21 protein-coding genes are annotated in these 22,986 nt (G+C 71.4%); 13 read left to right on the top strand and 8 right to left on the bottom strand.

Features of this window, described 5'->3' with window-relative positions; translation table 11 throughout:
- The first annotated feature begins 81 nt into the window (after positions 1-81).
- The 5 genes from OG247_RS28680 to OG247_RS28660 all read left to right on the top strand — a co-directional run bounded on the left by OG247_RS28680 (position 82) and on the right by OG247_RS28660 (position 9,760).
- Entirely contained in the window at positions 82-1,440 is a 1,359-nt protein-coding gene (locus tag OG247_RS28680; RefSeq protein WP_327254918.1) for an MFS transporter, read from the top strand.
- Positions 1,437-3,413, top strand: coding sequence for a glycoside hydrolase family 3 protein (locus OG247_RS28675; protein WP_327254917.1), 1,977 nt, complete (start codon positions 1,437-1,439; stop codon positions 3,411-3,413). The genes OG247_RS28680 and OG247_RS28675 overlap by 4 nt, the downstream gene beginning before the upstream one ends.
- Before the next feature lie 277 nt (positions 3,414-3,690).
- The gene (locus OG247_RS28670) at positions 3,691-4,434 is read left to right on the top strand and encodes a response regulator transcription factor (protein WP_327254916.1); all 744 of its coding nucleotides are present in this window, start codon (positions 3,691-3,693) and stop codon (positions 4,432-4,434) included.
- Positions 4,431-5,525, top strand: coding sequence for a HAMP domain-containing sensor histidine kinase (locus OG247_RS28665; RefSeq protein ID WP_442813437.1), 1,095 nt, complete (start codon positions 4,431-4,433; stop codon positions 5,523-5,525). The genes OG247_RS28670 and OG247_RS28665 overlap by 4 nt, the downstream gene beginning before the upstream one ends.
- Positions 5,526-5,782: 257 nt before the next feature.
- Positions 5,783-9,760, top strand: a complete 3,978-nt coding sequence (locus OG247_RS28660; RefSeq protein WP_327254915.1) for a multifunctional oxoglutarate decarboxylase/oxoglutarate dehydrogenase thiamine pyrophosphate-binding subunit/dihydrolipoyllysine-residue succinyltransferase subunit — start codon at positions 5,783-5,785, stop codon at positions 9,758-9,760.
- A gap of 231 nt (positions 9,761-9,991) precedes the next feature.
- Here the strand turns inward: OG247_RS28660 and OG247_RS28655 are convergent, their stop codons facing one another.
- Complete coding sequence (locus OG247_RS28655; protein WP_327254914.1) at positions 9,992-11,218, bottom strand: aKG-HExxH-type peptide beta-hydroxylase; 1,227 nt, start codon at positions 11,216-11,218, stop codon at positions 9,992-9,994.
- A gap of 145 nt (positions 11,219-11,363) precedes the next feature.
- Between OG247_RS28655 and OG247_RS28650 the strand changes: the two genes are divergently transcribed.
- Entirely contained in the window at positions 11,364-11,549 is a 186-nt protein-coding gene (locus OG247_RS28650) for a DUF6104 family protein (protein ID WP_007266501.1), read from the top strand.
- Between the two features lie 139 nt (positions 11,550-11,688).
- Here OG247_RS28650 and sodN read toward each other — a convergent pair whose 3' ends face one another.
- The gene (sodN, locus tag OG247_RS28645; RefSeq protein ID WP_030709803.1) at positions 11,689-12,084 is read right to left on the bottom strand and encodes a superoxide dismutase, Ni; all 396 of its coding nucleotides are present in this window, start codon (positions 12,082-12,084) and stop codon (positions 11,689-11,691) included.
- Positions 12,085-12,277: 193 nt separating this feature from the next.
- Between sodN and sodX the strand changes: the two genes are divergently transcribed.
- Positions 12,278-12,745 (top strand): nickel-type superoxide dismutase maturation protease, encoded by a 468-nt coding sequence (sodX, locus tag OG247_RS28640; RefSeq protein WP_327254913.1) that lies wholly within the window; start codon positions 12,278-12,280, stop codon positions 12,743-12,745.
- On the opposite strand, the gene OG247_RS28635 is transcribed toward sodX, so the two are convergent.
- Positions 12,649-13,278: a CGNR zinc finger domain-containing protein gene (locus OG247_RS28635; protein WP_327254912.1), complete on the bottom strand. Its 630-nt coding sequence runs from the start codon at positions 13,276-13,278 to the stop codon at positions 12,649-12,651. The genes sodX and OG247_RS28635 overlap by 97 nt on opposite strands.
- Positions 13,279-13,357: 79 nt before the next feature.
- Between OG247_RS28635 and OG247_RS28630 the strand changes: the two genes are divergently transcribed.
- Positions 13,358-14,146: a class I SAM-dependent methyltransferase gene (locus OG247_RS28630; protein ID WP_327254911.1), complete on the top strand. Its 789-nt coding sequence runs from the start codon at positions 13,358-13,360 to the stop codon at positions 14,144-14,146.
- Between the two features lie 81 nt (positions 14,147-14,227).
- Here OG247_RS28630 and OG247_RS28625 read toward each other — a convergent pair whose 3' ends face one another.
- From OG247_RS28625 to OG247_RS28615, 3 genes are read right to left on the bottom strand one after another with little or no spacing between them, the layout of a single operon-like run.
- Positions 14,228-14,995 (bottom strand): amino acid ABC transporter ATP-binding protein, encoded by a 768-nt coding sequence (locus OG247_RS28625; protein WP_327254910.1) that lies wholly within the window; start codon positions 14,993-14,995, stop codon positions 14,228-14,230.
- Positions 14,995-15,936 (bottom strand): ABC transporter permease subunit, encoded by a 942-nt coding sequence (locus OG247_RS28620; protein ID WP_442813436.1) that lies wholly within the window; start codon positions 15,934-15,936, stop codon positions 14,995-14,997. The genes OG247_RS28625 and OG247_RS28620 overlap by 1 nt, the downstream gene beginning before the upstream one ends.
- 39 nt (positions 15,937-15,975) lie before the next feature.
- The gene (locus OG247_RS28615) at positions 15,976-16,935 is read right to left on the bottom strand and encodes an ABC transporter substrate-binding protein (RefSeq protein ID WP_327254909.1); all 960 of its coding nucleotides are present in this window, start codon (positions 16,933-16,935) and stop codon (positions 15,976-15,978) included.
- Positions 16,936-17,459: 524 nt separating this feature from the next.
- Here OG247_RS28615 and OG247_RS28610 point away from each other — a divergent pair.
- From OG247_RS28610 to OG247_RS28590, 5 genes are all read left to right on the top strand, one after another.
- A complete protein-coding gene (locus OG247_RS28610; RefSeq protein WP_327254908.1) occupies positions 17,460-18,662 on the top strand; it encodes an NAD(P)-dependent malic enzyme in 1,203 nt (400 codons plus the stop codon).
- Between the two features lie 338 nt (positions 18,663-19,000).
- Positions 19,001-19,963 (top strand): zinc-binding dehydrogenase, encoded by a 963-nt coding sequence (locus OG247_RS28605; RefSeq protein WP_327254907.1) that lies wholly within the window; start codon positions 19,001-19,003, stop codon positions 19,961-19,963.
- Between the two features lie 70 nt (positions 19,964-20,033).
- Positions 20,034-20,243: a helix-turn-helix domain-containing protein gene (locus tag OG247_RS28600; protein WP_243336126.1), complete on the top strand. Its 210-nt coding sequence runs from the start codon at positions 20,034-20,036 to the stop codon at positions 20,241-20,243.
- A complete protein-coding gene (locus tag OG247_RS28595) occupies positions 20,243-20,755 on the top strand; it encodes a Clp protease N-terminal domain-containing protein (RefSeq protein WP_327254906.1) in 513 nt (170 codons plus the stop codon). The genes OG247_RS28600 and OG247_RS28595 overlap by 1 nt, the downstream gene beginning before the upstream one ends.
- 102 nt (positions 20,756-20,857) lie before the next feature.
- Positions 20,858-21,046 carry a hypothetical protein gene (locus tag OG247_RS28590; RefSeq protein WP_327254905.1) on the top strand — a complete coding sequence of 63 codons (189 nt, stop codon included), beginning with the start codon at positions 20,858-20,860 and terminating at the stop codon, positions 21,044-21,046.
- Positions 21,047-21,057: 11 nt separating this feature from the next.
- Here OG247_RS28590 and OG247_RS28585 read toward each other — a convergent pair whose 3' ends face one another.
- Positions 21,058-21,987, bottom strand: a complete 930-nt coding sequence (locus tag OG247_RS28585) for a PadR family transcriptional regulator (RefSeq protein WP_327254904.1) — start codon at positions 21,985-21,987, stop codon at positions 21,058-21,060.
- A 1-nt stretch (position 21,988) separates the two neighbouring features.
- Positions 21,989-22,951 carry a DUF4097 family beta strand repeat-containing protein gene (locus tag OG247_RS28580; RefSeq protein WP_327254903.1) on the bottom strand — a complete coding sequence of 321 codons (963 nt, stop codon included), beginning with the start codon at positions 22,949-22,951 and terminating at the stop codon, positions 21,989-21,991.
- Positions 22,952-22,986: the final 35 nt, after the last annotated feature.

The following is a 22,986-nucleotide window of genomic DNA, read 5'->3' as shown; positions in this document are numbered from 1 at the left end:
CTAGTGGGTGCACGGTTTTCGCGCCTACGGTGAAACCGCCCGGTCGGCGACGAGGCCGACGCGGAGACGTTGGAGCCACCCATGCCGCTCACGCAGGACCCCGGAAGCGCACTCGATGCCACCGACCGCCCCGATCCGGCCACGCCGGTCATCGCCCCGGCCGGCGCCCCGGCAGCCCTCCCGGCCCATGCCCCGGCCCATGCCCCGGCCGACGCGCCCGCCGACGCCCCCGCCAAGCTGATCTTCGGCCTGGTCGCCGCCCAGCTCGGCGTCTGCATCGCCGTCTTCACCCCGATCGTGGTGACCCTCGCCCTGCGCGTGGCCCAGATCGTCCCCGAGGCGGAGCGCGGCGCCGCCCTCGGCAAGGTGCTCTCCGTCGGAGCGCTTCTCGCCCTCGTCGGCAACCCCCTCTTCGGTGCCCTCTCCGACCGCACGACCAGCCGGTTCGGCCGCCGCCGCCCCTGGCTCGTGGGCGGCATGGCGGTCGCCGCCGTCGGGCTGACCGTCGTCGGGCTCGGTTCCAGCGTCACCACGCTGCTCATCGGCTGGGCCATCGCGCAGCTCGGCTGCAACGCCGCCCTGTGCATGGTCACCGCCTGCATCCCGGACCTGATCCCGGACCACCAGCGCGGCCGCGTCTCCGGCATGGTCGGCATGATGCTGTCCGTCTCGATGGTGGCGGGCAGCTTCCTCGCACAGCTCTTCACGGACAACATGGCGCTGGCCTTCATCGTCCCGGCCGTCGTCGGCGTCCTCGGGGTGTGCGTGCTGGCCGCCGTGATGCCCGACCGGCCGGCCCGTGCCGAGTCCGTGGCCCCGTACGGCTTCAGGGAGTTCCTGCGCAGCTTCTGGGTGAATCCGCGCAAGAACCCCGACTACTCGTGGAACTTCGCGAGCCGTTTCCTGGTCTTCATCGGCATCGCTTGCGTGACCAGCTACCAGGTGTACTTCCTGATGGACCGCCTCGGGGTCGCCGAGGGCGAGGTCGCCTCGAAGATGTTCACCACCACCCTGGTCACCGTCGGCGGTGTGGTGGCCGGCTCCCTCGCCGGTGGCTGGCTGTCCGACGCCACCGGCCGCCGCAAGCCCTTCGTGCTCGCCTCCGCCTTCGTCATCGGCGTCGGGCTGCTGCTGATCGCCACCGCGGGCACCTTCGGGATGTTCCTCTTCGCCGTGGCCGTCTTCGGCTTCGGCGAGGGCCTCTACCTCGCGGTCGACGTGGCGCTCGCCGCCGCCGTCCTGCCCGACCCGGAGACGGCCGCCAAGGACATGGGCGTCCTCAACATCGCCAACGCCCTCCCGCAGTCCCTCGTCCCGATGCTCGCGCCGTTCGTCCTCGCCATCGGCGGAGGGGGCAACTACGGCGCCCTCTTCCTCTTCGGCGGCATCGCGGCGGCCGTCGGCGCCGCCCTCGTCCAACTGATCCGCTCGGTCAGATGACCGCCCGCCCGGCCGGGCCCACCGTCGCCCGCGCACCCGGCCCCGATCAGCCGCCCACCCCCGCGACCGCCCCCGCCTTCACCGCCTCCCCCGCACACGCCCCCACCCCCGCTCCCACGCCCGCTCCCACTACCTCCCGCGCGACCGACCCCCTCAGGAGCCCCGCCATGAACGCCACTCCGAGCACCCCGGCCACCCCGGCCGCCCCCACCGACCCCGCCGCCCCCCTCCCCTACCGGGACGCCTCCCTCCCCGTGGACCGGCGCGTCGAGGACCTGCTGTCCCGCATGACCCTGGAGGAGAAGGCCGGCCAGCTCTTCCACTCCATGCTGATGATGAACGCGGACGGCACCCCGGTCACCGAGACCGACGGCTCGATCCTCCCGTTCGCCACCCCCGAGCTGATCGAGGGCCGCCACCTCACCCACTTCAACCTGCTCGGCAGCTACGGCGCCCGCGAGATGGCGCTGTGGCAGAACGCCGTCCAGGAGATGGCCGCCGGCACCCGCCTCGGCATCCCGGTGACCCTGTCCACCGACCCCCGGCACTCTTTCACCGACAACGTCGGCGCCTCCTTCAACGCCGGCGCCTTCTCCGCCTGGCCCGAGGCGATCGGCCTCGCCGCGATAGGCGACCCGGAGCTGGTCTTCGAGTTCGCCGACATCATGCGGCGCGAGTACCTCTCCGTCGGCTTCCGCGTCGCCCTGCACCCGCAGATCGACCTGGCCACGGAGCCGCGCTGGGCCCGCCAGTCGGGCACCTTCGGCTCGGACGCGAAGCTGACGGGCGAGCTCGTACAGGCCTACGTACGGGGCCTGCAGGGCGAGACGCTCGGCGCGGCCTCGGTCTCCGCGATGGTCAAGCACTTCCCCGGCGGCGGCCCGCAGAAGGACGGCGAGGACCCGCACTTCGCGCACGGCAAGGAGCAGATCTACCCGGGCGGGATGCGCGAGCACCACCTGGAGCCCTTCAAGGCGGCCATCGCGGCCGGCTGCTCGCAGATGATGCCGTACTACGGGCAGCCCATCGGCACCGACTGGGAAGAGGTCGGCTTCGGCTTCAACAAGGGCGTCGTGACGGGCCTGCTCCGCGAGGAGCTCGGCTTCCAGGGCATCGTGTGCACCGACTGGGGCCTGCTCACCGAATCGACGATCTTCGGCGAGCCGCACCCGGCCCGCGCCTGGGGCCTGGAGCACCTGAGCGTGTCCGAGCGGGCGGCCCGCGCGCTGGAGGCGGGCTCGGACCAGTTCGGCGGCGAGCAGTGCCCCGCCGTCATCGTGGAGCTGGTCCGCTCGGGCCGGGTCACCGAGGCTCGGATCGACGCGTCCGTACGCCGCCTGCTGCGCGAGAAGTTCGTCCTCGGCCTGTTCGAGAACCCGTACGTGGACCCGGACGCGGCGGCCGAGACGGTCGGCCGCGCCGACTTCGCGGCGGCCGGCGCCGCGGCCCAGCGGCGTTCCCTGACGGTGCTCACCAACACCGGGGAGACCCTGCCGGTCTCCGGCCGGCCGAAGCTGTACGTCAAGGACGTGGACGCGGACGTCGCGGCGGCGTACGGGGAACTCGTGTCCGACCCGGCCGAGGCGGACCTGGCGGTGCTGCGGCTGCGCACCCCGCACGAGCCCCGCAGCAACATCTTCGAGTCCTTCTTCCACTCGGGTTCGCTGGCCTTCCCCGAGGCGGAGCTCACCGAGATCCTGTCCCTCCTGGACGCCGTCCCGACCCTGGTCTGCATCAACCTGGAGCGGGCCGCGGTGATCCCCGAGATCGCGGAGCGGGCGGCCGCGCTGATCGCGGACTACGGGGCGTCCGACGCCGCCCTCCTGGACGTGGCCTTCGGCCGGGCCGCGGCCGGGGGGCGCCTGCCCTTCGAGCTCCCGCGTTCGATGGCGGCGGTGGCGGCCTCCCGCCCGGACGTCCCGAACGACACCGAGAACCCGGTGTTCCCGCACGGCCACGGCCTGACCCTGTAGCCCCGTAGCCCTGTAGCCCTGCGGGGCGGAGCCCCCTACCCGTCCTTCCTCCGTTCCCCGGGCTCCCGCCCGGACCCGTAAGACCCCGGGGCTCCGCCCCGGACCGCGCGCCTCCAACGCCGGCGGGGCTGGATTTTCCAGCCCCGCCTGGCGTTTGAACCGCAGGTCCGGGGGCAGAGGCCCCGGCAACGAACCCGCGCAGCGAACCCGTCATAGCCGGAGCCCGACCGCTCCTCTACGCTGCACCCCTACCACGCGGGATCTTCAGGGGCGGGACATGGAACAAACGCACACCACGACCCACAACGGCGCCGCGGCCACCCCCGGCGCGCAGCGCCGGGTACTCGTCGTCGAGGACGACCACACCATCGCGGAGGCCATCGCGGCCCGGCTCCGCGCCGAGGGCTTCCAGGTCCAGACGGCGGCGGACGGGCCGGCGGCCGTCGCCGCGGCCGAGAGCTGGCTGCCGGAGCTGCTGGTCCTGGACGTCATGCTGCCGGGCTTCGACGGCCTGGAGGTCTGCCGCCGGGTCCAGGCGCAGCGGCCCGTTCCGGTGCTCATGCTCACCGCCCGGGACGACGAGACCGACATGCTCGTCGGCCTCGGGGTCGGCGCCGACGACTACATGACGAAGCCCTTCTCGATGCGCGAGCTGGCCGCGCGGGTCCACGTACTGCTGCGGCGGGTGGAGCGGGCCACGCTGGCCGCGCACGCCCCGCGCGGGGCCACGCTGCGGCTGGGCGATCTGGAGATCGACCACGCGCAGCGCCGGGTGCGGGTGCACTCCGAGGACGTGCACCTGACGCCGACGGAGTTCGACCTGCTGGTGTGCCTGGCGGGGACCCCGCGGGCGGTGCTCTCGCGGGAGCAGTTGCTCGCCGAGGTGTGGGACTGGGCCGACGCGTCCGGGACCCGTACGGTCGACAGCCACATCAAGGCGTTGCGCCGGAAGATCGGCGCCGAGCGGATCCGTACGGTCCACGGCGTCGGGTACGCCCTGGAGACCCCGGCGCAGCCGTGAGCGGCTACCGGCCGACGGGGCAGCGGCCGCCCGGGGTGCTGCGGCCCTTCTCCCCGTTCTCGATCAAGACCAAGCTGGGCACGCTCGTGGTGGTGTCGGTCTTCATCACCACGGGTCTGCTGATGGTGGCCCTGCGCACGGCCACCGAGGTGCGGTTCATCACGGTGTTCTCGGTGATCGCCTCGATGCTGATCACCCAGTTCGTGGCGCACAGCCTGACGGCGCCGCTGGACGACATGACCACCGTGGCCCGTGCGATATCCCACGGGGACTACACGCGCCGGGTGCGCGGGGCGGGCCGCCGCGACGAGCTGGGCGACCTGGCCGCCACGATCAATCTGATGGCGGACGACCTGGAGGCGGTGGACCGGCACCGCAAGGAGCTCGTCGCCAACGTCTCGCACGAGCTGCGCACCCCGATCGCGGCCCTGCGGGCGGTACTGGAGAACGTGGTGGACGGGGTCTCCGCCGCCGATCCGGAGACCATGCGCACGGCCCTGAAGCAGACCGAGCGGCTCGGCCGGCTGGTGGAGACCCTGCTGGACCTCTCCCGCGTCGACAACGGGGTGGTGCCGCTACGGGCCCGCCGCTTCGAGGTGTGGCCGTACCTGTCGGGGGTGCTGAAGGAGTCGGGCCTGGCGGCGGCCGGCCGGCCGGGGCTGTCCTCCGGCTCGGGCGGGCACACCCGCAACGACGTCCACCTCCACCTGGACGTGTCCCCGCCGGACCTGACGGCGTACGCGGACGCCGAGCGGCTGCACCAGGTGGTGGCGAACCTGATCGACAACGCGGTCAAGCACAGCCCCCCGCACGGCCGGGTCACGGTCCACGCCCGGGCGGGCGACGCGCCCGGAAGCCTGGAGCTGGAGGTCCGGGACGAAGGTCCCGGAATTCCGGAGGCGGAGCGCCACCGGGTCTTCGAGCGGTTCAACCGGGGCAGCGCGAGGGGCGGCGACGGGGGCACGGGCCTGGGCCTGGCCATCGCCCGGTGGGCGGTCGGCCTGCACGGGGGGCACATCGGAGTGGCCGAATCATCGCGGGGCTGCCGGATCCTCGTCACGCTTCCGGGCAGCTCGCAGGCGCCGAGTTGACGTAGGGTTCTAGTGGGAAGGACATGATCTCGGCCACATGCGCCGGGGTCCGTCAGGGGTGCGAAGCCAGGGGGCCGCAACCGCGGTGCCTCCTGCCCGAACCACGCTTGTTTCCCGCCATTCCAGGTGGTGAAACCCGCCGTTCGATGTGACCTACATGACGTATGTCCCGCCCGGTCTGCATCTCACGGCCCAGGAGGCGTAGCCTTTATTCCCGCTGTCCATACCTTGTGAAGCGGAAGAGGGCGGTTGCCGCCGTGTCGCCACAGTCCCCCAGTAACTCGAGCACCACGACCGAAGCAGGAGCAGGCGGGAAGAACCCCGCCCCAGGCTTCGGCGCGAATGAGTGGCTCGTCGACGAGATCTATCAGCAGTACCTCCAGGACCCGAACTCGGTCGACCGGGCCTGGTGGGACTTCTTCGCCGACTACAAGCCGGGTGGCGCTGTCGCTCCGGTGAAGGCGGATAAGCCCACGGACCGGCCCGCACCCCCCGCCGCGACGACGACGGACGGCGCCTCCGCACAGGCCGCCACCCCCGTCACCGCCACGGCCCCGCAGGCTTCCGACGCCGCCGCCACGGGGGCGGTCACGCCGGCCACCCCCGGCGCCGCGCCCACGACGCCCGTGTCAGCACCTGCCCCTGTACCTGCCACCCCCTCTGGTGCCCCTGCTGTGACTGTCACCTCCCAGGCCCCGGCCGCCGCCGCACCGGCTGCCCCCGCCTCCCAGGCCCCGGCTCCCGCCGCCGTCCCCGCTTCCGTAGCCCCCCAAAAGGCCGCGCCCCCCGGTGCAAGCACCGGCTCCACTGGAGCGACTAACGCCGCGCCCACCTCCGAGGCCCCTGCCGGCCCCGAACTGGTGACGCTCCGCGGCCCGGCGGCTGCCGTGGTCAAGAACATGAACGCCTCCCTCGAGGTGCCGACGGCCACGTCCGTCCGCGCCGTCCCGGTGAAGCTGCTGTTCGACAACCGCATCGTCATCAACAACCACCTGAAGCGCGCCCGGGGCGGGAAGATCTCCTTCACCCACCTCATCGGCTACGCGATGGTGCAGGCCATCAAGGCCATGCCGTCGATGAACTACTCCTTCGCGGAGAAGGACGGCAAGCCGACCCTGGTCAAGCCGGAGCACATCAACTTCGGTCTCGCGATCGACCTGGTGAAGCCCAACGGCGACCGCCAGCTCGTCGTCGCCGGCATCAAGAAGGCCGAGACCCTCAACTTCTTCGAGTTCTGGCAGGCCTACGAGGACATCGTCCGCCGGGCCCGCATCGGCAAGCTGACGATGGACGACTTCACCGGGGTGACGGTCTCCCTCACCAACCCCGGCGGCCTGGGCACCGTCCACTCCGTGCCCCGCCTGATGCCCGGACAGTCGGTCATCATGGGCGTCGGCTCCATGGACTACCCCGCCGAGTTCCAGGGCACCTCGCAGGACACCCTGAACAAGCTGGGCATCTCCAAGGTCATGACCCTGACCTCGACCTACGACCACCGGGTCATCCAGGGCGCGGCCTCCGGCGAGTTCCTGCGCATCGTCGCGAACATGCTGCTCGGCGAGAGCGGCTTCTACGACGACGTCTTCGAGGCGCTGCGCATCCCGTACGAGCCGGTCCGCTGGCTCCGGGACATCGACGCCTCGCACGACGACGACGTCACGAAGGCCGCCCGCGTCTTCGAGCTGATCCACTCCTACCGGGTCCGCGGCCACGTCATGGCCGACACCGACCCGCTGGAGTACAAGCAGCGCAAGCACCCCGACCTCGACATCACCGAGCACGGCCTCACCCTGTGGGACCTGGAGCGCGAGTTCGCGGTCGGCGGCTTCTCCGGCAAGTCGATGATGAAGCTCCGCGACATCCTCGGCGTCCTGCGCGACTCGTACTGCCGCACCACCGGCGTCGAGTTCATGCACATCCAGGACCCGAAGCAGCGCCGCTGGATCCAGGACCGCATCGAGCGCCCGCACTCCAAGCCGGAGCGCGAGGAGCAGCTGCGCATCCTGCGCCGGCTGAACGCCGCGGAGGCCTTCGAGACCTTCCTGCAGACGAAGTACGTCGGCCAGAAGCGCTTCTCGCTGGAGGGCGGCGAGTCCGTCATCCCGCTGCTCGACGCCGTCATCGACTCGGCCGCCGAGGCCCGCCTCGAAGAGGTCGCGATCGGCATGGCCCACCGCGGCCGGCTGAACGTGCTCGCGAACATCGTCGGCAAGTCGTACGCGCAGATCTTCCGCGAGTTCGAGGGCAACCTCGACCCGAAGTCGATGCACGGCTCCGGCGACGTCAAGTACCACCTGGGTGCCAACGGCACCTTCACGGGCCTGGACGGGGAGCAGATCAAGGTCTCGCTCGTCGCCAACCCCTCGCACCTGGAGGCGGTGGACCCGGTCCTGGAGGGCGTGGTCCGCGCCAAGCAGGACATCATCAACAAGGGCGGCACGGACTTCACGGTCCTGCCCGTGGCCCTGCACGGCGACGCGGCCTTCGCGGGCCAGGGCGTCGTCGCCGAGACGCTGAACATGTCGCAGCTGCGCGGCTACCGCACCGGCGGCACCGTGCACGTGGTCATCAACAACCAGGTCGGCTTCACCGCCGCCCCGGAGTCCTCGCGTTCCTCGATGTACGCGACCGACGTGGCCCGCATGATCGAGGCGCCGATCTTCCACGTGAACGGCGACGACCCGGAGGCCGTGGTCCGCATCGCGCGGCTCGCCTTCGAGTTCCGTCAGGCGTTCAACAAGGACGTGGTCATCGACCTCATCTGCTACCGCCGCCGCGGTCACAACGAGTCGGACAACCCGGCGTTCACGCAGCCGCTGATGTACGACCTGATCGACAAGAAGCGCTCGGTGCGCAAGCTCTACACCGAGTCCCTCATCGGTCGCGGCGACATCACCCTGGAAGAGGCGGAGCAGGCGCTCCAGGACTTCCAGGGCCAGCTGGAGAAGGTCTTCGCGGAGGTCCGCGAGGCCGCCACGCAGCCCGCGCTCGCCCCGGTGGCGCCCGCCCAGGTCGCGCAGGAGTTCCCGGTCTTCGTGAACACCGCGATCTCCCAGGAGGTCGTCAAGCGGATCGCCGAGGCCCAGGTCAACATCCCGGACACGGTCACCGTCCACCCGCGTCTGCTGCCGCAGCTGCAGCGCCGCGCGGCGATGATCGACGACGGCACCATCGACTGGGGCATGGGCGAGACCCTGGCCTTCGGTTCGCTGCTGATGGAGGGCACCCCGGTCCGGCTGTCCGGCCAGGACTCGCGCCGCGGCACCTTCGGCCAGCGCCACGCGGTCCTCATCGACCGGGAGACCGGCGAGGACTACACCCCGCTGCTCTACCTCGCGGACGACCAGGCCCGCTACAACGTCTACGACTCGCTGCTCTCCGAGTACGCGGCCATGGGCTTCGAGTACGGCTACTCGCTGGCCCGCCCGGACGCGCTGGTCCTCTGGGAGGCCCAGTTCGGCGACTTCGTCAACGGCGCGCAGACCGTCGTCGACGAGTTCATCTCCTCGGCCGAGCAGAAGTGGGGCCAGACGTCCGGCGTCACGCTCCTCCTCCCGCACGGGTACGAGGGCCAGGGCCCGGACCACTCCTCCGCCCGCCCGGAGCGCTTCCTGCAGATGTGCGCGCAGGACAACATGACGGTCGCGATGCCGACCCTCCCGTCGAACTACTTCCACCTCCTGCGGTGGCAGGTCCACAACCCGCACCACAAGCCGCTCATCGTCTTCACCCCGAAGTCGATGCTGCGTCTGAAGGCGGCGGCGTCGAAGGCCGAGGAGTTCACGACCGGGGCGTTCCGTCCGGTGATCGGCGACACGCGGATCTCCTCCGGAGCCGGTGACCCGAACGAGATCCGCAAGGTCGTCTTCTGCGCGGGCAAGGTCTACTACGACCTGGAGGCCGAGCGCGAGAAGCGCGGCATCACCGACACGGCGATCATCCGCATCGAGCGCCTCTACCCCCTCCCGGGTGCCGAACTCCAGGCGGAGATCGCCAAGTTCCCGAACGCGGCGAAGTACATCTGGGCCCAGGAGGAGCCGGCGAACCAGGGCGCGTGGCCCTTCATCGCGCTCAACCTGATCGACCACCTCGACCTGGCGGTCGGCGCGGAGGTCCCGGCCGGCGAGCGCCTGCGCCGCATCTCCCGCCCGCACGGCTCGTCCCCGGCGGTCGGCTCGGCCAAGCGCCACCAGGCGGAGCAGCAGCTCCTCCTGAACGAGGTCTTCGAGGCCTGAGCACTGCGCTTGCTCGAACGGTGGAAGGCCCGGCCCCCTCGGACGTCCGAGGGGACCGGGCCTTCCGGCTGTCCGCGCCGCTGCTGGGGCTCCGCCCCAGACCCCGCGCCTCAAACGCCGGCGGGGCTGGATGAATCCAGCCCCGCCGGCGTTTGAGGCGCGGGTCCGGGCAGCGCCCGGGGAACGGTGGAAGGGCGGGTAGGGGACGGCCCCGCGCAGCGGCCCCCCTCGTCAGCCGGGCGCGTACGGGGCCAGGTTCGGGTGCGCCGCACACCAGTCCACCCGGTCCCGCTCCACCACCCCGCGGGCCACCGCGTACCGCGTACCCGGCGAGGACACGCCGTCCATCCCCCGCTCCGCCGCGACCATCGCGCCGACGAACACCCGCCCGCCGGCGGTGAGTTCCGGGCAGGCGTCCAGGACGGGCAGCACCGCCGCCACCTGGGCCCGGACCCGCGCGTGCTGCGCCCAGGCCCCCCTGGCCCCGTAGAGCGCCGCGCGCTGCCAGTAGCCCGCCAGCCCGAGATGCGCGTACGCGCCCCGCAGGAGCCCCTCCAGCGGCCGTGGATCGGCCCGCCAGGGTGCCCAGTACCGTGCGGAGCCGTCGGCGGTGTGCAGCGGGAGCGCCTCCGCGAGGGCCGCCAGCTTCCCGTGCTGCACCTCGAACACGAGGGTCGCGGCCAGCGCGGGCGGCGGCTGCGCCCGGGCCAGGACGGATCCCGCCGCCGCGGGCAGGGTCCCGCCGTAGGACCGGGAGCTGCCGGACAGCGGGACCACGCAGCGCAGCAGCTGCCCGGCCTCCTCCGCGCGGGCGGTGTCGTAGCGCCGCAGCAGCGTGAGGGCTCCGGACCACTGGGTGTCCCAGCGCTTGTGCCCCTTGGGGGTGAGCCGGCGGGCGGCGGGCACCGTCCCGGGGGCGCGGTACGGGTCGAGGTCGTCGAGGGCGGTCCGCCCGTCGGGCAGCGCGTGCAGGACCAGCGCCTCCGGGCTGCCGGGATCCCAGGAGCCCTCGCTCAGGGCGAGCGGCCCCGGCCGGTCCGGGCGCAGCAGCCCCAGGGTGGGCAGGACGAGGCGTCCGTGCGCGGGCCGCAGCGTGATCTTGAAGCCGATCCCGGCGCGCAGCGCCGCGGCGGTGGCGAGCGCCCCGAGGTGTCCGAGGTCGGCGGGCGGCCCGTGCCGCGTGCGCAGCCTGCGCAGCGTCTCCTCGGCCCACACCCCGGTGGCCGGATAGTGCACCACGTCGGCCACCGCGCCGGGGTCGCGGCGCCCGGCCTCCTCCAGCAGGGCCCAGCGCTCGGCCGCCTCTCCGGTACGGGCGCCGGGCAGTGCCGCGAGCTCCCGCAGCAGCCGCAGCCGCCGGGCCCGCCGTACGCCGCACACCAGCGCGGTCCCTTCGGCGGACGGCTCGGTGGAGCCGAGTGCCCGCAGCACGCCGTCGCTCGGCTCGGGGTGATCCATGCATACCTCCCGCCGCGGACCCTCCATCCCTGCCCTGAAGAGGGGCTCCGCGAACGGCGGAAAGCGGTCAGGTCCGGCCGCGGCGGGCGGGCGGATTATCCTGACGGGACACACCCGAACACCCGACCACCGCACGGAGCCCGACTTGTACTTCACCGATCGCGGCATCGAGGAGCTGGAGAAGCGGCGCGGCGAGGAGGAGGTCACCTTCGAGTGGCTCGCCGAGCAGCTGCGCACCTTCGTCGACCTGAACCCGGACTTCGAGGTCCCGGTGGAACGCCTCGCCACCTGGCTGGCCCGCCTGGACGACGAGGACGAGGACGACGAGTAGGTCGCTCACGTCTCCGCGCACGCTCCGCACGCGCGGGCCGCGCAGGCCGCACGGCATGACGAAGGGGCCCGACCGCACTGCGGTCGGGCCCCTTCGTCATCGTCCCGCGGGACAAGGCCGATCGGACCGGAGGGTCCGATCAGGCGGCCTTGGTCTCCCAGAAGATGCGGTCGATCTCGGCGATGAGCTCCAGCGCCTTGGCGCCGGTCGCCGGGTCGTTCGACGCCTTGGCGGCCGAGAGGGCCTTCAGGGTGTCGTTGACCAGGGTGTGCAGCTGCGGGTACTTCTCGAAGTGCGGCGGCTTGAAGTAGTCGCTCCACAGCACCGAAACGTGGTGCTTCGCGAGCTCGGCGCGCTGCTCCTTGATGGTGATGGCGCGCGCGCGGAAGTCGGCGTCGTCGTTGGCCTGGTACTTCTCCTGCACGGCCTTGACGGACTCGGCCTCGATGCGGGCCTGGGCAGGGTCGTACACGCCGCACGGAAGATCGCAGTGGGCGGAGACCTTCGCCTTGGGGGCGAAGAGGCGGGAAAGCATGGAGTTTGTCCTCCTCGTGATCGTCTTCTCAAGGGGGAGATTACTCCGTGAGAAAGACGATTTCGCGGCCGCCCCCTTGGGGTTGGGACAAAAGTCCAGGGGTGCGCCCGGGCCGGTGACCGAATGTACGGAAGAGTGCGGCAGCATGCGGGGTGGCACGAAGAGTGGACGAGCGCGGTCAAGGAGGTCTCGGATGGCGGGGAGCACGCGCTCGCGCGGCCGGACGCGGGAGTGGGAATCGCCGTTGAAGCGGATCGGCACCGTGGAGGTGACGGGCCCCTCGATGGCGCCGACCCTGGAGAACGGGGACCAGGTGCTGGTCCGCTACGGGGCACCCGTACGGCCGGGCCACGTGGTGGTGCTGCGCCATCCCTTCCAGCAGGACCTGCTGGTCGTCAAGCGGGCGGTGGAGCGGCGCCCGGGCGGCTGGTGGGTGCTGGGCGACAACCCGTACAACGAGACGGGCGACAGCACGGACTACGGGGCGGTCCCCGACGAGCTCGTGCTGGCGACCGCGGTGGTCCGCTTCCGGCCGCGCCCCCGGCCGGAGCACGCGGGGGAGGATCAGCGTTCGCTGAGGGCGTGGCTCTCCTGGGCTTCCTCGGCGCTGCGCCCGCTGTGGGCGGACTCCTCGGCCTCCAGGCGCTTGCGGGCGCGGTAGGCGGCGACGTTGGCGCGCGTGGCGCACCGGTCGGAGCAGTAGCGCCGGGAGCGGTTGGTGGAGGTGTCGAGGTAGGCGTTGCGGCAGGGCGCGGCCTGGCACAGGCCGAGCCGGTCCGGGCCGTGCTCGGTGAGGTGGAAGGCCAGCCCGAAGCACGCGATCGCGGCGTAGCCGGCGGAGGCGTTGGAGGGGTGGTCGGCCAGGTGGATGTGCCAGTTCGGGCCGCCGTGCTCCCCGAGAGTCTCGTGCCCGGAGACCTGCGGACTGACCGGGAACTCCATGAGCAGGGAGTTCAGCAGGTCGACGGCGAGGACGTGGTCCCCGCCGTCGGCGGCCTCGAAGACGGCGCGCAGCCGGCCGCGGACGTTGCGGAAGCGGGTGACGTCACCGTCCGTGACCCGGCGGGCCATCTGCACGCTGACGCCGAAGAGGGCGCGGACGGCGTCCACGGAGGTCAGCGAGTCCTTGTTGCGGGCCGGCTCCTCGGTGTTGACCAGGCGCACGGCGTAGTCCGAGTAATGGGCCATTTCCACTTGTAGTCCTTACGGCTGCGGATTAGGGTCTCTGGTAACGACTGAGACATGTTCGAGGGTATTACGCGTGGAGGATTTCGTGGCGGATACGGCAAGCTCTGATGCGGCACGCTCCGGTACGGCACCGTCCGACTGGCAGGCCTGGCAGGACAGCTGGGACCGGCAGCAGGAGTGGTACATGCCGGACCGCGAGGAGCGGTTCCGGGTGATGCTGGACATGGTGGAGGCGCTGGTCGGCACCGCCCCCCGGGTGCTCGATCTCGCGTGCGGTACGGGAAGTATCACGGACCGCGTCCTCAAGCGGTTCCCGCGATCCACCAGTACGGGAGTCGATCTCGACCCCGCGCTGTTGACGATCGCCCGGGGCCACTTCGCGGGCGACCCCCGGGTCACCTTCGTCACCGCCGACCTCAAGGACCCCGACTGGCACGCGGCCCTCCCCCACGCCTCCTACGACGCGGTCCTGACCGCCACCGCCCTGCACTGGCTGCCCGGCACGGACCTCGCCGTGCTCTACGGGCAGCTCCCGCCGCTGCTGCGCCCCGGCGGGGTGTTCATGAACGCCGACCACATGCCCGACCCCGCCACCCCGCGGATCAACGCCGCCGAGCGCGCCCACCGGCACGGCGGCATGGACCGGGCGAAGGCGGCCGGGGCGCTGGACTGGCGCGAGTGGTGGGAGCTCGCGGCCTGTGACCCGGCGCTCGCCGAGCCGACGAAGGCCCGCTTCGAGATCTACGGGGAGCACGCCGACGGCGACACCCCGCCGGAGTCCTGGCACGCGGCCACGCTGCGCGCCGCCGGCTTCGCGGAGGCCCGTACGGTCTGGCGCTCGCCCTCCGACGGGCTGGTGCTGGCCCTGAAGTAGGCCGGGGCCGGCGCGGGCCGGTCATGCGTGAGGGGCGGTACGGGAATCCGTACCGCCCCTCACGCGTGGAACGCCGCCGTCCTACAGGACCTTCGAGAGGAAGGCCTTGGTGCGGTCGTGCTGCGGGTTGCCCAGGACCTCGCGGGGGTGGCCGGATTCGACCACGACGCCGCCGTCCATGAAGACGAGGTTGTCGCCGACCTCGCGGGCGAAGCCCATCTCGTGGGTGACCACGATCATGGTCATGCCCGACTCGGCCAGATCCCGCATGACGTCGAGGACGTCACCGACGAGCTCCGGGTCGAGCGCCGAGGTGGGCTCGTCGAAGAGCATCAGCTTCGGCTCCATCGCCAGCGCGCGGGCGATCGCCACGCGCTGCTGCTGGCCGCCGGAGAGCTGGGTGGGGTAGTTCCCGCCCTTGTCGCCGAGACCGACCCGGTCCAGGAGCTTGACGGCGCGCGCCCGCGCGACCGACTTGCTCTCACCCTTGACCATGACCGGGGCTTCCATGACGTTCTCTATGGCCGTCATGTGCGGGAAGAGGTTGAAGCGCTGGAAGACCATGCCGATGTCCCGGCGCTGCGCCGCGACCTCGCTGTCCTTCAGCTCGTAGAGCTTGTCGCCCTTCTGCCGGTAGCCCACCAGCCGGCCGTCGACGTACAGCCGTCCGGCGTTGACCTGCTCCAGGTGGTTGATGCACCGCAGGAACGTCGACTTGCCGGAGCCGGACGGACCGACCAGGCAGAACACCTCACGCGGGGCGACCTCCAGGTCGATCCCCTTGAGGATGTGCGCGGCTCCGTAGGACTTGTGGACGCCTTCGGCCTTCACCATGGCAGTCGAAGTCATCAGGCCACCGCCTTGCGGTTCGAGAAGCGGGAGAGGTTCGCCTTGATCTTCTGCAGCGGGGTGGGCGGCAGGGACCGCAGCGAGCCGCGAGCGTAGCGGCGCTCCAGGTAGTACTGGCCGACACTGAACACACTGGTCAGGGCGAGGTACCAGATCGACGCGACGAAGAACATCTCCATCACCGCGAACGAGGTGGACGCGATGTCCTGGGCGGCGCGCAGCAGATCGAAGTACTGCACGGCGACCACCAGCGAGGAGGTCTTCAGCATGTTGATGAACTCGTTGCCCGACGGCGGGACGATCACCCGCATGGCCTGCGGGAGCACGATCCGGCGCATGGTCTGCGTCCGGGTCATGCCCAGCGCGTGCGAGGCCTCGGTCTGGCCCTCGTCGACCGACTGGATGCCGGCACGGACGATCTCCGCCATGTACGCGCCCTCGTTCAGACCCAGACCCAGCAGGGCGGCCAGGAACGGGGTCATGACCTGGGTCATCTCGTCCTTGTAGAACCCCAGGTTCAGCACCGGGAAGATCAGGGCGAGGTTGAACCAGATGAGGAGCTGTACGTACACCGGGGTGCCGCGGAAGAACCAGATGTAGAACCAGGCGATGGTGCTGGTCACCGGGTTCTTCGAGAGTCGCATCACGGCGAACAGGACACCGAGCACCAGGCCCAGGGCCATCGAGGCGACGCTGATCCAGATCGTGTTGAACAGACCCCGGATGATGGTCGGGTCGAACAGCTTCTCCGGCACGGTCGCCCAGCGGACGTTGCCCTGCGAGAAGGCGACGGCGAGCAACGCGACCAGACCGATGACCACCACGGCGCTGACCCAGCGACCGTAATGACGAACCGGAATGGCCTTGATCGCCTCGGGAGGGACGGAACCGGCCGGCGGGGTGTCCGCCGGGCCCGGGACCTTGTCGAGCTTGTCAGTCACAGTGACTGCCCTTCAGTGTGCTGCGGTGGTGCGCGGAGATCAGGAGCCTGCGTTGATCTTGGCCTCGGTCACGGCACCGGAGCCCGCGTTCCACTTGTCCAGGGCGGTCTTGTACGAGCCGTCCTTGATGATCGCGTCGAGGGCGGCCTTGAGCGCGTCGCGCAGCTCGGCGTTCTTCTTGTCCACGGCGATGCCGAAGAGACCGGCGTCGGTCGGGTTGGCGATGGCCTCGAAGTCGTTGCCGCCACCGGCGGTCTGCGCGATGTACGCGGCGACCGGGGAGTCGTTGAGGTCGGCCACGGCGCCGCCGGCCTTCACACGGGTCTGGGCCTCGGCGTCGGTCGGGAAGGACTCGATGGAGACCTCGCCCTTGCCGGCCGTCTTGCACTTCTCGGACTGGTCCTTGGCGGACTGCTCGTACGTGGTGCCGCGCTGGACGGCGACCTTCTTGCCGCAGAGGTCGTCGAGGGTCTTGATGCCCTGCGGGTTCCCCTTCTTGACCAGGATGCCGGTGGAGGCGGAGAAGTAGTCGACGAAGTCGACACCGGCACCGGTCTTGGCGCCCTTGTCGTCCAGGCCCTCCTGACGGGCCTTGGTGTCGGTGAGCGAGGACATGACCACGTCGCTGCGGCCCGTCTGCATGCTGCCGATCAGGGTGTCGAAGGTGCCCGACTCGAACTTGAAGGTGACGCCGAGCTGCTTGCCGAGGGCCTCCGCGATGCCCGGGTCGACGCCGACGATCTTGCCGCCCTCGGTGAACTCCATCGGCGCGTACGTGGCGTCCGTGCCGACCTTGATGACGCCCGCGTCCTGGATCTTCTTCGGAAGCTTGGAGAAGAGCGGGGCGGCGTTCGCCTTGCCCGACGGCGTCGCGGCGGAACCCTTCTCCGTCTGGTCTCCACAGCCGGTGAGGATCAGGGCGCCGGCGACCGCGATCGCGCCGACCGCGGCGATCCGGGACCGGGCGGCGGTCGTACGGCGGGTGGTGCTTGCGGTCATGAGCTGGTTCCTCCGGCAGGTGGAAAGCATCGAAATGCGGTCCGGCACGCCTCATCGAGTGTCGCGACCTTGTGTGATTAGGGGCATCTTGCCATTCGGACTGAGTCATTCAGGCAGCCCGTCAGGTCAAAATCGGATAACGGCAGCCCCTTCGTACCCAACAGGACTGCGGACAAGGACCCTCAGAGCCGCACGAACGGCCGTGACCTGGGCCTTTTGCCTCACTATTTACGGCGCGTCTCGCCCATCGGACAGAGAGGTTTGGACTTTTCGCCAAAACCAGGACAAGGGGCTTATGGTCGAGCGGGAATCGACTCGTCTGGGTGAGTGTTCTTCGGGTAGAACAGATCCTTACACCCCTCATCCGGGGCTCAGGGCGCGCGTGCGGCGCGCCCGCGCGTACGAACCTCCCCTTCGTGGAGACGGGCCTACAACCGTCGACGCGAAGACGGACGCGGTGCCCGCCCACCCCTTAACCAGGAGTGGCCACCCTCAACGATTCAAAGACTTAAGGGGTTAAGACAGTGGCAGCGGAGATCGTCAATCCTCGCAGCGACAGCGTGACGGACAACAACCCGGATGCGGTGTTCGCGCTGCACCGGGGCGGCAAGATGGCCATCGTGGCCACCGTGCCGGTCCACAACAAGGACGACCTGTCCCTGGCGTACACGCCCGGCGTTGCGAAGGTCTGCAGCGCCATTGCCGAGCAGCCCGAGCTCGTGAACGAGTACACCTGGAAGTCCAACGTGGTCGCCGTCGTCACCGACGGTACGGCCGTGCTCGGACTCGGTGACATCGGGCCCGAGGCCTCCCTCCCCGTGATGGAGGGCAAGGCCATTCTCTTCAAGCAGTTCGGTGGCGTCGACGCGGTTCCGATCGCGCTCGCCACCAAGGACACGGACGAGATCATCGAGACCGTGATCCGCCTCGCGCCGTCCTTCGGCGGGGTGAACCTGGAGGACATCTCGGCGCCCCGCTGCTTCGAGATCGAGCGCCGCCTCCAGGAGGCGCTGGACATCCCGATCTTCCACGACGACCAGCACGGCACGGCCATCGTGACGCTGGCCGCCATGCGCAACGCCGCGAAGCTCACCGGTCGGACCCTCGCCGACCTGCGCGCCGTGATCTCGGGCGCCGGTGCCGCGGGCATCGCGATCGCCAAGATCCTCGTGGACGCGGGCATCGGCGACGTCTGCGTCACCGACCGCAAGGGCGTCGTCTCCTCCGACCGCTCCGACCTGACGGACGTCAAGGCGGAGATCGCGGGCCTGACGAACAAGACCGGCCAGACCGGTTCCCTGGAGAGCGCCCTCGCGGGCGCGGACGTCTTCATCGGCGTCTCCGGCGGTACGGTCCCCGAGGCCGCGGTGGCGACGATGGCGAAGGACTGCTTCGTCTTCGCCATGGCCAACCCGAACCCGGAGGTCCACCCCGACGTCGCGCACAAGTACGCGGCGGTCGTGGCCACGGGCCGCTCGGACTTCCCGAACCAGATCAACAACGTGCTGGCGTTCCCCGGCATCTTCGCGGGCGCCCTGAAGGTCCGCGCGACCCGGATCACCGAGGGCATGAAGATCGCCGCCGCCGACGCCATCGCCGGCGTCGTGGGTGACGAGCTCGCCGCCGACTACGTGATCCCCTCGCCGTTCGACACCCGCGTCGCCGAGGCCGTCACGGCCGCGGTCGCCGCGGCGGCGAAGGCCGACGGCGTGGCCCGCCTGGCCTGACGGCTGCACTGAGCCATACGAAGTGGGGCCCGGCCGAACCATTCGGCCGGGCCCCACTTCCGTTCCCGGGCCGCCGGCGTTCGCATCCGGTCCGAGGCCGGCCACATCCAGCCCCGCCGGCGTTCGAGGCGCGGGTCTGGGCGGAGCCCAGCTGGGGGTCCCCCCGGACGGAGTCCGGGGGATGGCGGAAGGGCGGGTCGGGGACAGCCCCGCAGGGCCCGGCTCCGCCACGGGCCGGGGCGGGACATCCAGACGGCCGGCCGCCGGGCCCGCCGATCACCGGAAGCGGACGGGGCGGCCCCTGGATCCCCGGGCTACCGACCGGTAGCCTCGCGGCCATGTTCGCTGCCTACGCCGCCCGAATCGACCGTGACCAGCCCCTGAACGGCCTCATGCTGGGCGAACGCCCAGCCCCGCAGGCCCGCCCCGGCTGGGTGACCGTGAACGTCAAGGCCGCCTCCCTCAACCACCACGACCTGTGGTCGCTGCGCGGGGTCGGCCTCGGGGAGGAGAAGCTCCCCATGATCCTCGGCTGTGACGCCGCCGGGATCGACCAGGACGGCAACGAGGTCGTCCTGCACTCCGTCATCGGCCAGACCGGCCACGGGGTCGGCCCCGACGAGCCCCGCTCGATCCTGACCGAGCGCTACCAGGGCACCTTCGCCGAGCAGGTCACCGTCCCCGCGTGGAACGTCCTGCGCAAGCCCGCCGAGCTCTCCTTCGAGCAGGCCGCCTGCCTGCCCACCGCCTGGCTCACCGCGTACCGGATGCTCTTCACCAACGCCGGTGTCCGCCCCGGTGACTCCGTCCTGGTCCAGGGCGCGGGCGGCGGGGTCGCCACCGCCGCCATCGTCCTCGGCAAGGCCGCCGGCCTGCGGGTCTTCGCGACCAGCCGGGACGAGGCCAAGCGCAAGCGCGCCGTCGAACTGGGCGCCGTGGAGGCGTACGGGCCCGGGGCGCGGCTCCCCCAGCGGGTCGACGCCGTCATCGAGACGGTCGGCGCCGCCACCTGGTCGCACTCGGTCAAGTCCCTGCGCCCCGGCGGCACCCTGGTCATCTCGGGCGCCACCAGCGGGGACCGTCCGGCGCACGCCGAGCTGACCCGGATCTTCTTCCTGGAGCTCAAGGTGGTCGGCTCGACGATGGGATCGAAGGACGAGCTGGAGGACCTGCTGTCCTTCTGCGCGGCGACCGGGGTCCGTCCCGTGATCGACGAGACGCTGCCGCTGGACCGGGCCCGCGAGGGCTTCGCGAAGCTGGAGTCGGGCGACCTCTTCGGCAAGATCGTCCTCACCGTCTAGCCACCGGGGCCCACCACCTGATGTCAATGTGGGTTGACACCCTCCCGTGCGTCAACCTACATTGACATCCATGACGGAAGCTACCGATCTGGCCGAGCGCGCCGGCGACCGTGACCCGCGCGTGGGCCTGCGTGCCGTGGCCGCCCTCCGACGGCTGCTGGAGCAGCTGGAGGCCGTACAAGTACGCGGGGCCCGCGCGCAGGGCTGGTCCTGGCAGGAGATCGCGGCCGAGCTGGGCGTCAGCCGGCAGGCCGTACACAAGAAGCACGGGAGGCTCTGATGTTCGAACGATTCACCCGGGACGCCCGCTCCACCGTGACGGGCGCGGTCACCGAGGCCGAGCGGACCGGGGCGCAGCGGGTCGGCGAGGAGCACCTGCTCCTCTCGCTGCTTTCACTGGGCGCGCTCGACCCCCTGGGCATCGACCGGGCCGCGGTCTGCGCCGACCTGGCGGCGGCCCGCCGCAGGGGCGGGATGTCCAAGGCCGACGAGGAAGCCCTCGCGGGCCTCGGCATCGACCTCACGGAGATCGTCTCCCGCATCGAGGAGACCCACGGCGAGGGCGCCCTGTCGGACCCGGCCCCCAAGGGCCGCTCCGGCCGTACCCGCTTCAGCCCGGGCGCCAAGAAGGTCCTGGAGCAGTCCCTGCGCATCGCCCTGGGCCGCAAGGACCGCCACATCTCCACCCTCCACCTGCTCCTCTCCCTCCTGTCCCGCCCCGGCACACCCGCCGAGGTCCTTGCGGACCACGGGGTCACCTATGCGGGAGCCGAGGCGGCCCTGACGGATTGAGCACGGCACCCCCTCCCCCGCGTTCTTCGATGCGCCGTACAACCATCCGTGCGGCCCACACGTCTCGTGCTGCAAAAGAACGTTTCCCAGGGGGTTTTATCTGTGAAGTCGTCCCGGATCGCCGCATCGATCACCGTGGCCGCTCTGGCTCCGGCCGCCCTCCTCACGCCCCCGGCCTTCGCCGCGGCCCAGGAGTCCGGCGCCCCGGCCGCCCGCCAGGGCGGCCACGGCGCCCGCCTCGCCGCCACCGGTGCCGGTGACACCGGCTGGATCGTGGGCACTGCGGGCTGAGCCGAGCCGCCTCAGCCCTGCGGGCCGAGGGCCGAGGCGATGCGGGCGGCCGCCTCCGCCAGGTGCGTACGGGCCTGCGCCAGCTGGTCGTCGCTGATCCCCCGGTCGCGGGCCGCGTCGCGGATGTCGTCGCGGAAGCGGTCCAGCAGCCGGTCCAGGTCGCGGGCCGGGTCTCCCGTCGCCGGTACGTCCCGCGCCCAGTCCGTGTCGGGGGCGGACGCCGGAGCGCTGGGCGTCGAGGGGGCGCCGGCTGCGGTGGGGGCGCCGGCCGCGGTGGGGGCCGTCGTCGAGCCGGATCCTCCGAGCCAGGCTCCCGCCAGACTGCCCAGGACTCCGCCCGACTTCGCGAACTGCTCCTGCAGTTGACCGGCGATGCGCTGGACCTCCTCACGGGCCCGCTCCTGCGCCTCCTTGGCCTGCCGGCGCGCCTGCTGAGCCTCCTCGCGGGCCCGGCGGCTCTCATCCTTCGCCCGGCGCGCCTGTTCCTTCCACTCGGCCTTGGCCTTGCGGAGCTCCTCCTTGGCCGCCTTCCAGGACTCGTCCTCCACCTGCGTGGCCGACGCGCTGGCCGCGGCCCGCAGTTCGCGCCGCAGGTCGCCCGCCGCGCCGCTCACGTCGGCGCGGATCTCGGCGGCCAGTTCGGAGACCGAGTCGCGGATCTCCAGTTCCAGGTCGGCCAGTTCGCCGCCGCGGTCGGCCAGTTCGGCGCGGCCCGCGTCGGTGATCGAGTACACCTTGCGCCCGCCTTCGGTCGCGTGCGTGACCAGGCCCTCGGTCTCCAGCTTGGCCAGGCGCGGGTACACCGTGCCCGCGGAGGGTGCGTACAGCCCCTGGAAACGCTCCTCCAGCAGCCGGATCACCTCGTACCCGTGGCGCGGGGCCTCGTCGAGCAGCTTGAGGAGGTAGAGGCGGAGGCGGCCGTGGGCGAAGACGGGCGGCATGTCAGAGCACCTTCTTGTCGAGCTTGTCGAGCGCGAGCGGGGCGGCCGGAGTGGCCGGCCCGGTCGGTTCTTCCGGGGAGGTCTCGGCCGGGCGGCGCAGCAGCGCGATGGAGCCGGAAACGGTGGTGGCGCGCAGGGTGCCGGTGCCGGCGCCCAGAGTGCCGGTGATCCGCTTGGCGCCCATCTGGCCGGAGACCCGCAGGTCTTCGAAGGCGTTGGAGACGCCGCCGGTGGCGGTGTTGGCCTCGACCCGGGCGTCGGCCGGGTGCGGGAGGCGGATGGCGACCTGCCCGGAAACGGAGTTGAGGGAGATGTCGACCGGCCGGGGCGCGGGCCGGTCGTCGAGGGCGAGGTCGATCAGCATGTCGCCGCTGACCGAGTCGGCCCGTACGTTGCCCGCGGCGCCGTCGACGACCGTCAGGCCGCCGGACACGGAGTGGAATCCGAGCTCGCCGGTCACGGACTGGGCCTCGACCCCGCCGGAGACGGTGTGCGCCTTGACCCGGCCGGACAGGCCGACGAGCGTGGTGTCGCCGGAGACCCCGTGGATGTCGGTGCCGCCGTCGATGCCGGAGACGAAGACGGTGGCGCTGACGGTGGCCAGCTGCACCCGGGTGGCGGCCGGGACCGTGAGGGTCACGGTCGCGCTGCGCTCCCAGGCCTTGCGGCCGGAGTCGGAAGCGGACCAGGCCTTCCAGGGCTTGCTCTCGAACCACTGCTTGAGTCCCTGGGAGCCGTTCCAGGGGAGGTCTTCGTAGGAGACCGTGAGGGTCCCGCCCTCCTGCACGACGTGCAGGGGCGGCCCGTCCACCTCGGAGACCTCCAGGCGGGCCGGACCCTCCTCGGCGGCGACCACGTTGACCGTGCCGCCGGCCATCCGGACGCGGACCTCGGTCACCGGCTCCTCGAAGGCGAGCTTCTGCGGTTCGGCGACCGACCACATCTTCTGCGCTGCCTCTGCCATGGTGCTGATCCTCCTCGGCGTACGTGCACGCAACA

This window comes from Streptomyces sp. NBC_01244 (genome assembly GCF_035987325.1).
Classification (GTDB): domain Bacteria; phylum Actinomycetota; class Actinomycetes; order Streptomycetales; family Streptomycetaceae; genus Streptomyces.
Note: the sequence above shows the minus strand (reverse complement) of the source record. Positions and strands in the feature narration are given on the sequence as shown.

Bases quoted from the DNA above. Each gene is read 5' to 3' on its own strand.
- OG247_RS28680 (WP_327254918.1), top strand. From the start codon at position 82: ATGCCGCTCACGCAGGACCCCGGAAGCGCACTCGATGCCACCGACCGC.
- OG247_RS28675 (WP_327254917.1), top strand. From the start codon at position 1,437: ATGACCGCCCGCCCGGCCGGGCCCACCGTCGCCCGCGCACCCGGCCCC.
- OG247_RS28670 (WP_327254916.1), top strand. From the start codon at position 3,691: ATGGAACAAACGCACACCACGACCCACAACGGCGCCGCGGCCACCCCC.
- OG247_RS28655 (WP_327254914.1), bottom strand. From the start codon at position 11,218: ATGGATCACCCCGAGCCGAGCGACGGCGTGCTGCGGGCACTCGGCTCC.
- sodN (WP_030709803.1), bottom strand. From the start codon at position 12,084: ATGCTTTCCCGCCTCTTCGCCCCCAAGGCGAAGGTCTCCGCCCACTGC.
- sodX (WP_327254913.1), top strand. From the start codon at position 12,278: ATGGCGGGGAGCACGCGCTCGCGCGGCCGGACGCGGGAGTGGGAATCG.
- OG247_RS28625 (WP_327254910.1), bottom strand. From the start codon at position 14,995: ATGACTTCGACTGCCATGGTGAAGGCCGAAGGCGTCCACAAGTCCTAC.
- OG247_RS28615 (WP_327254909.1), bottom strand. From the start codon at position 16,935: ATGACCGCAAGCACCACCCGCCGTACGACCGCCGCCCGGTCCCGGATC.
- OG247_RS28605 (WP_327254907.1), top strand. From the start codon at position 19,001: ATGTTCGCTGCCTACGCCGCCCGAATCGACCGTGACCAGCCCCTGAAC.
- OG247_RS28600 (WP_243336126.1), top strand. From the start codon at position 20,034: ATGACGGAAGCTACCGATCTGGCCGAGCGCGCCGGCGACCGTGACCCG.
- OG247_RS28595 (WP_327254906.1), top strand. From the start codon at position 20,243: ATGTTCGAACGATTCACCCGGGACGCCCGCTCCACCGTGACGGGCGCG.
- OG247_RS28585 (WP_327254904.1), bottom strand. From the start codon at position 21,987: ATGCCGCCCGTCTTCGCCCACGGCCGCCTCCGCCTCTACCTCCTCAAG.
- OG247_RS28580 (WP_327254903.1), bottom strand. From the start codon at position 22,951: ATGGCAGAGGCAGCGCAGAAGATGTGGTCGGTCGCCGAACCGCAGAAG.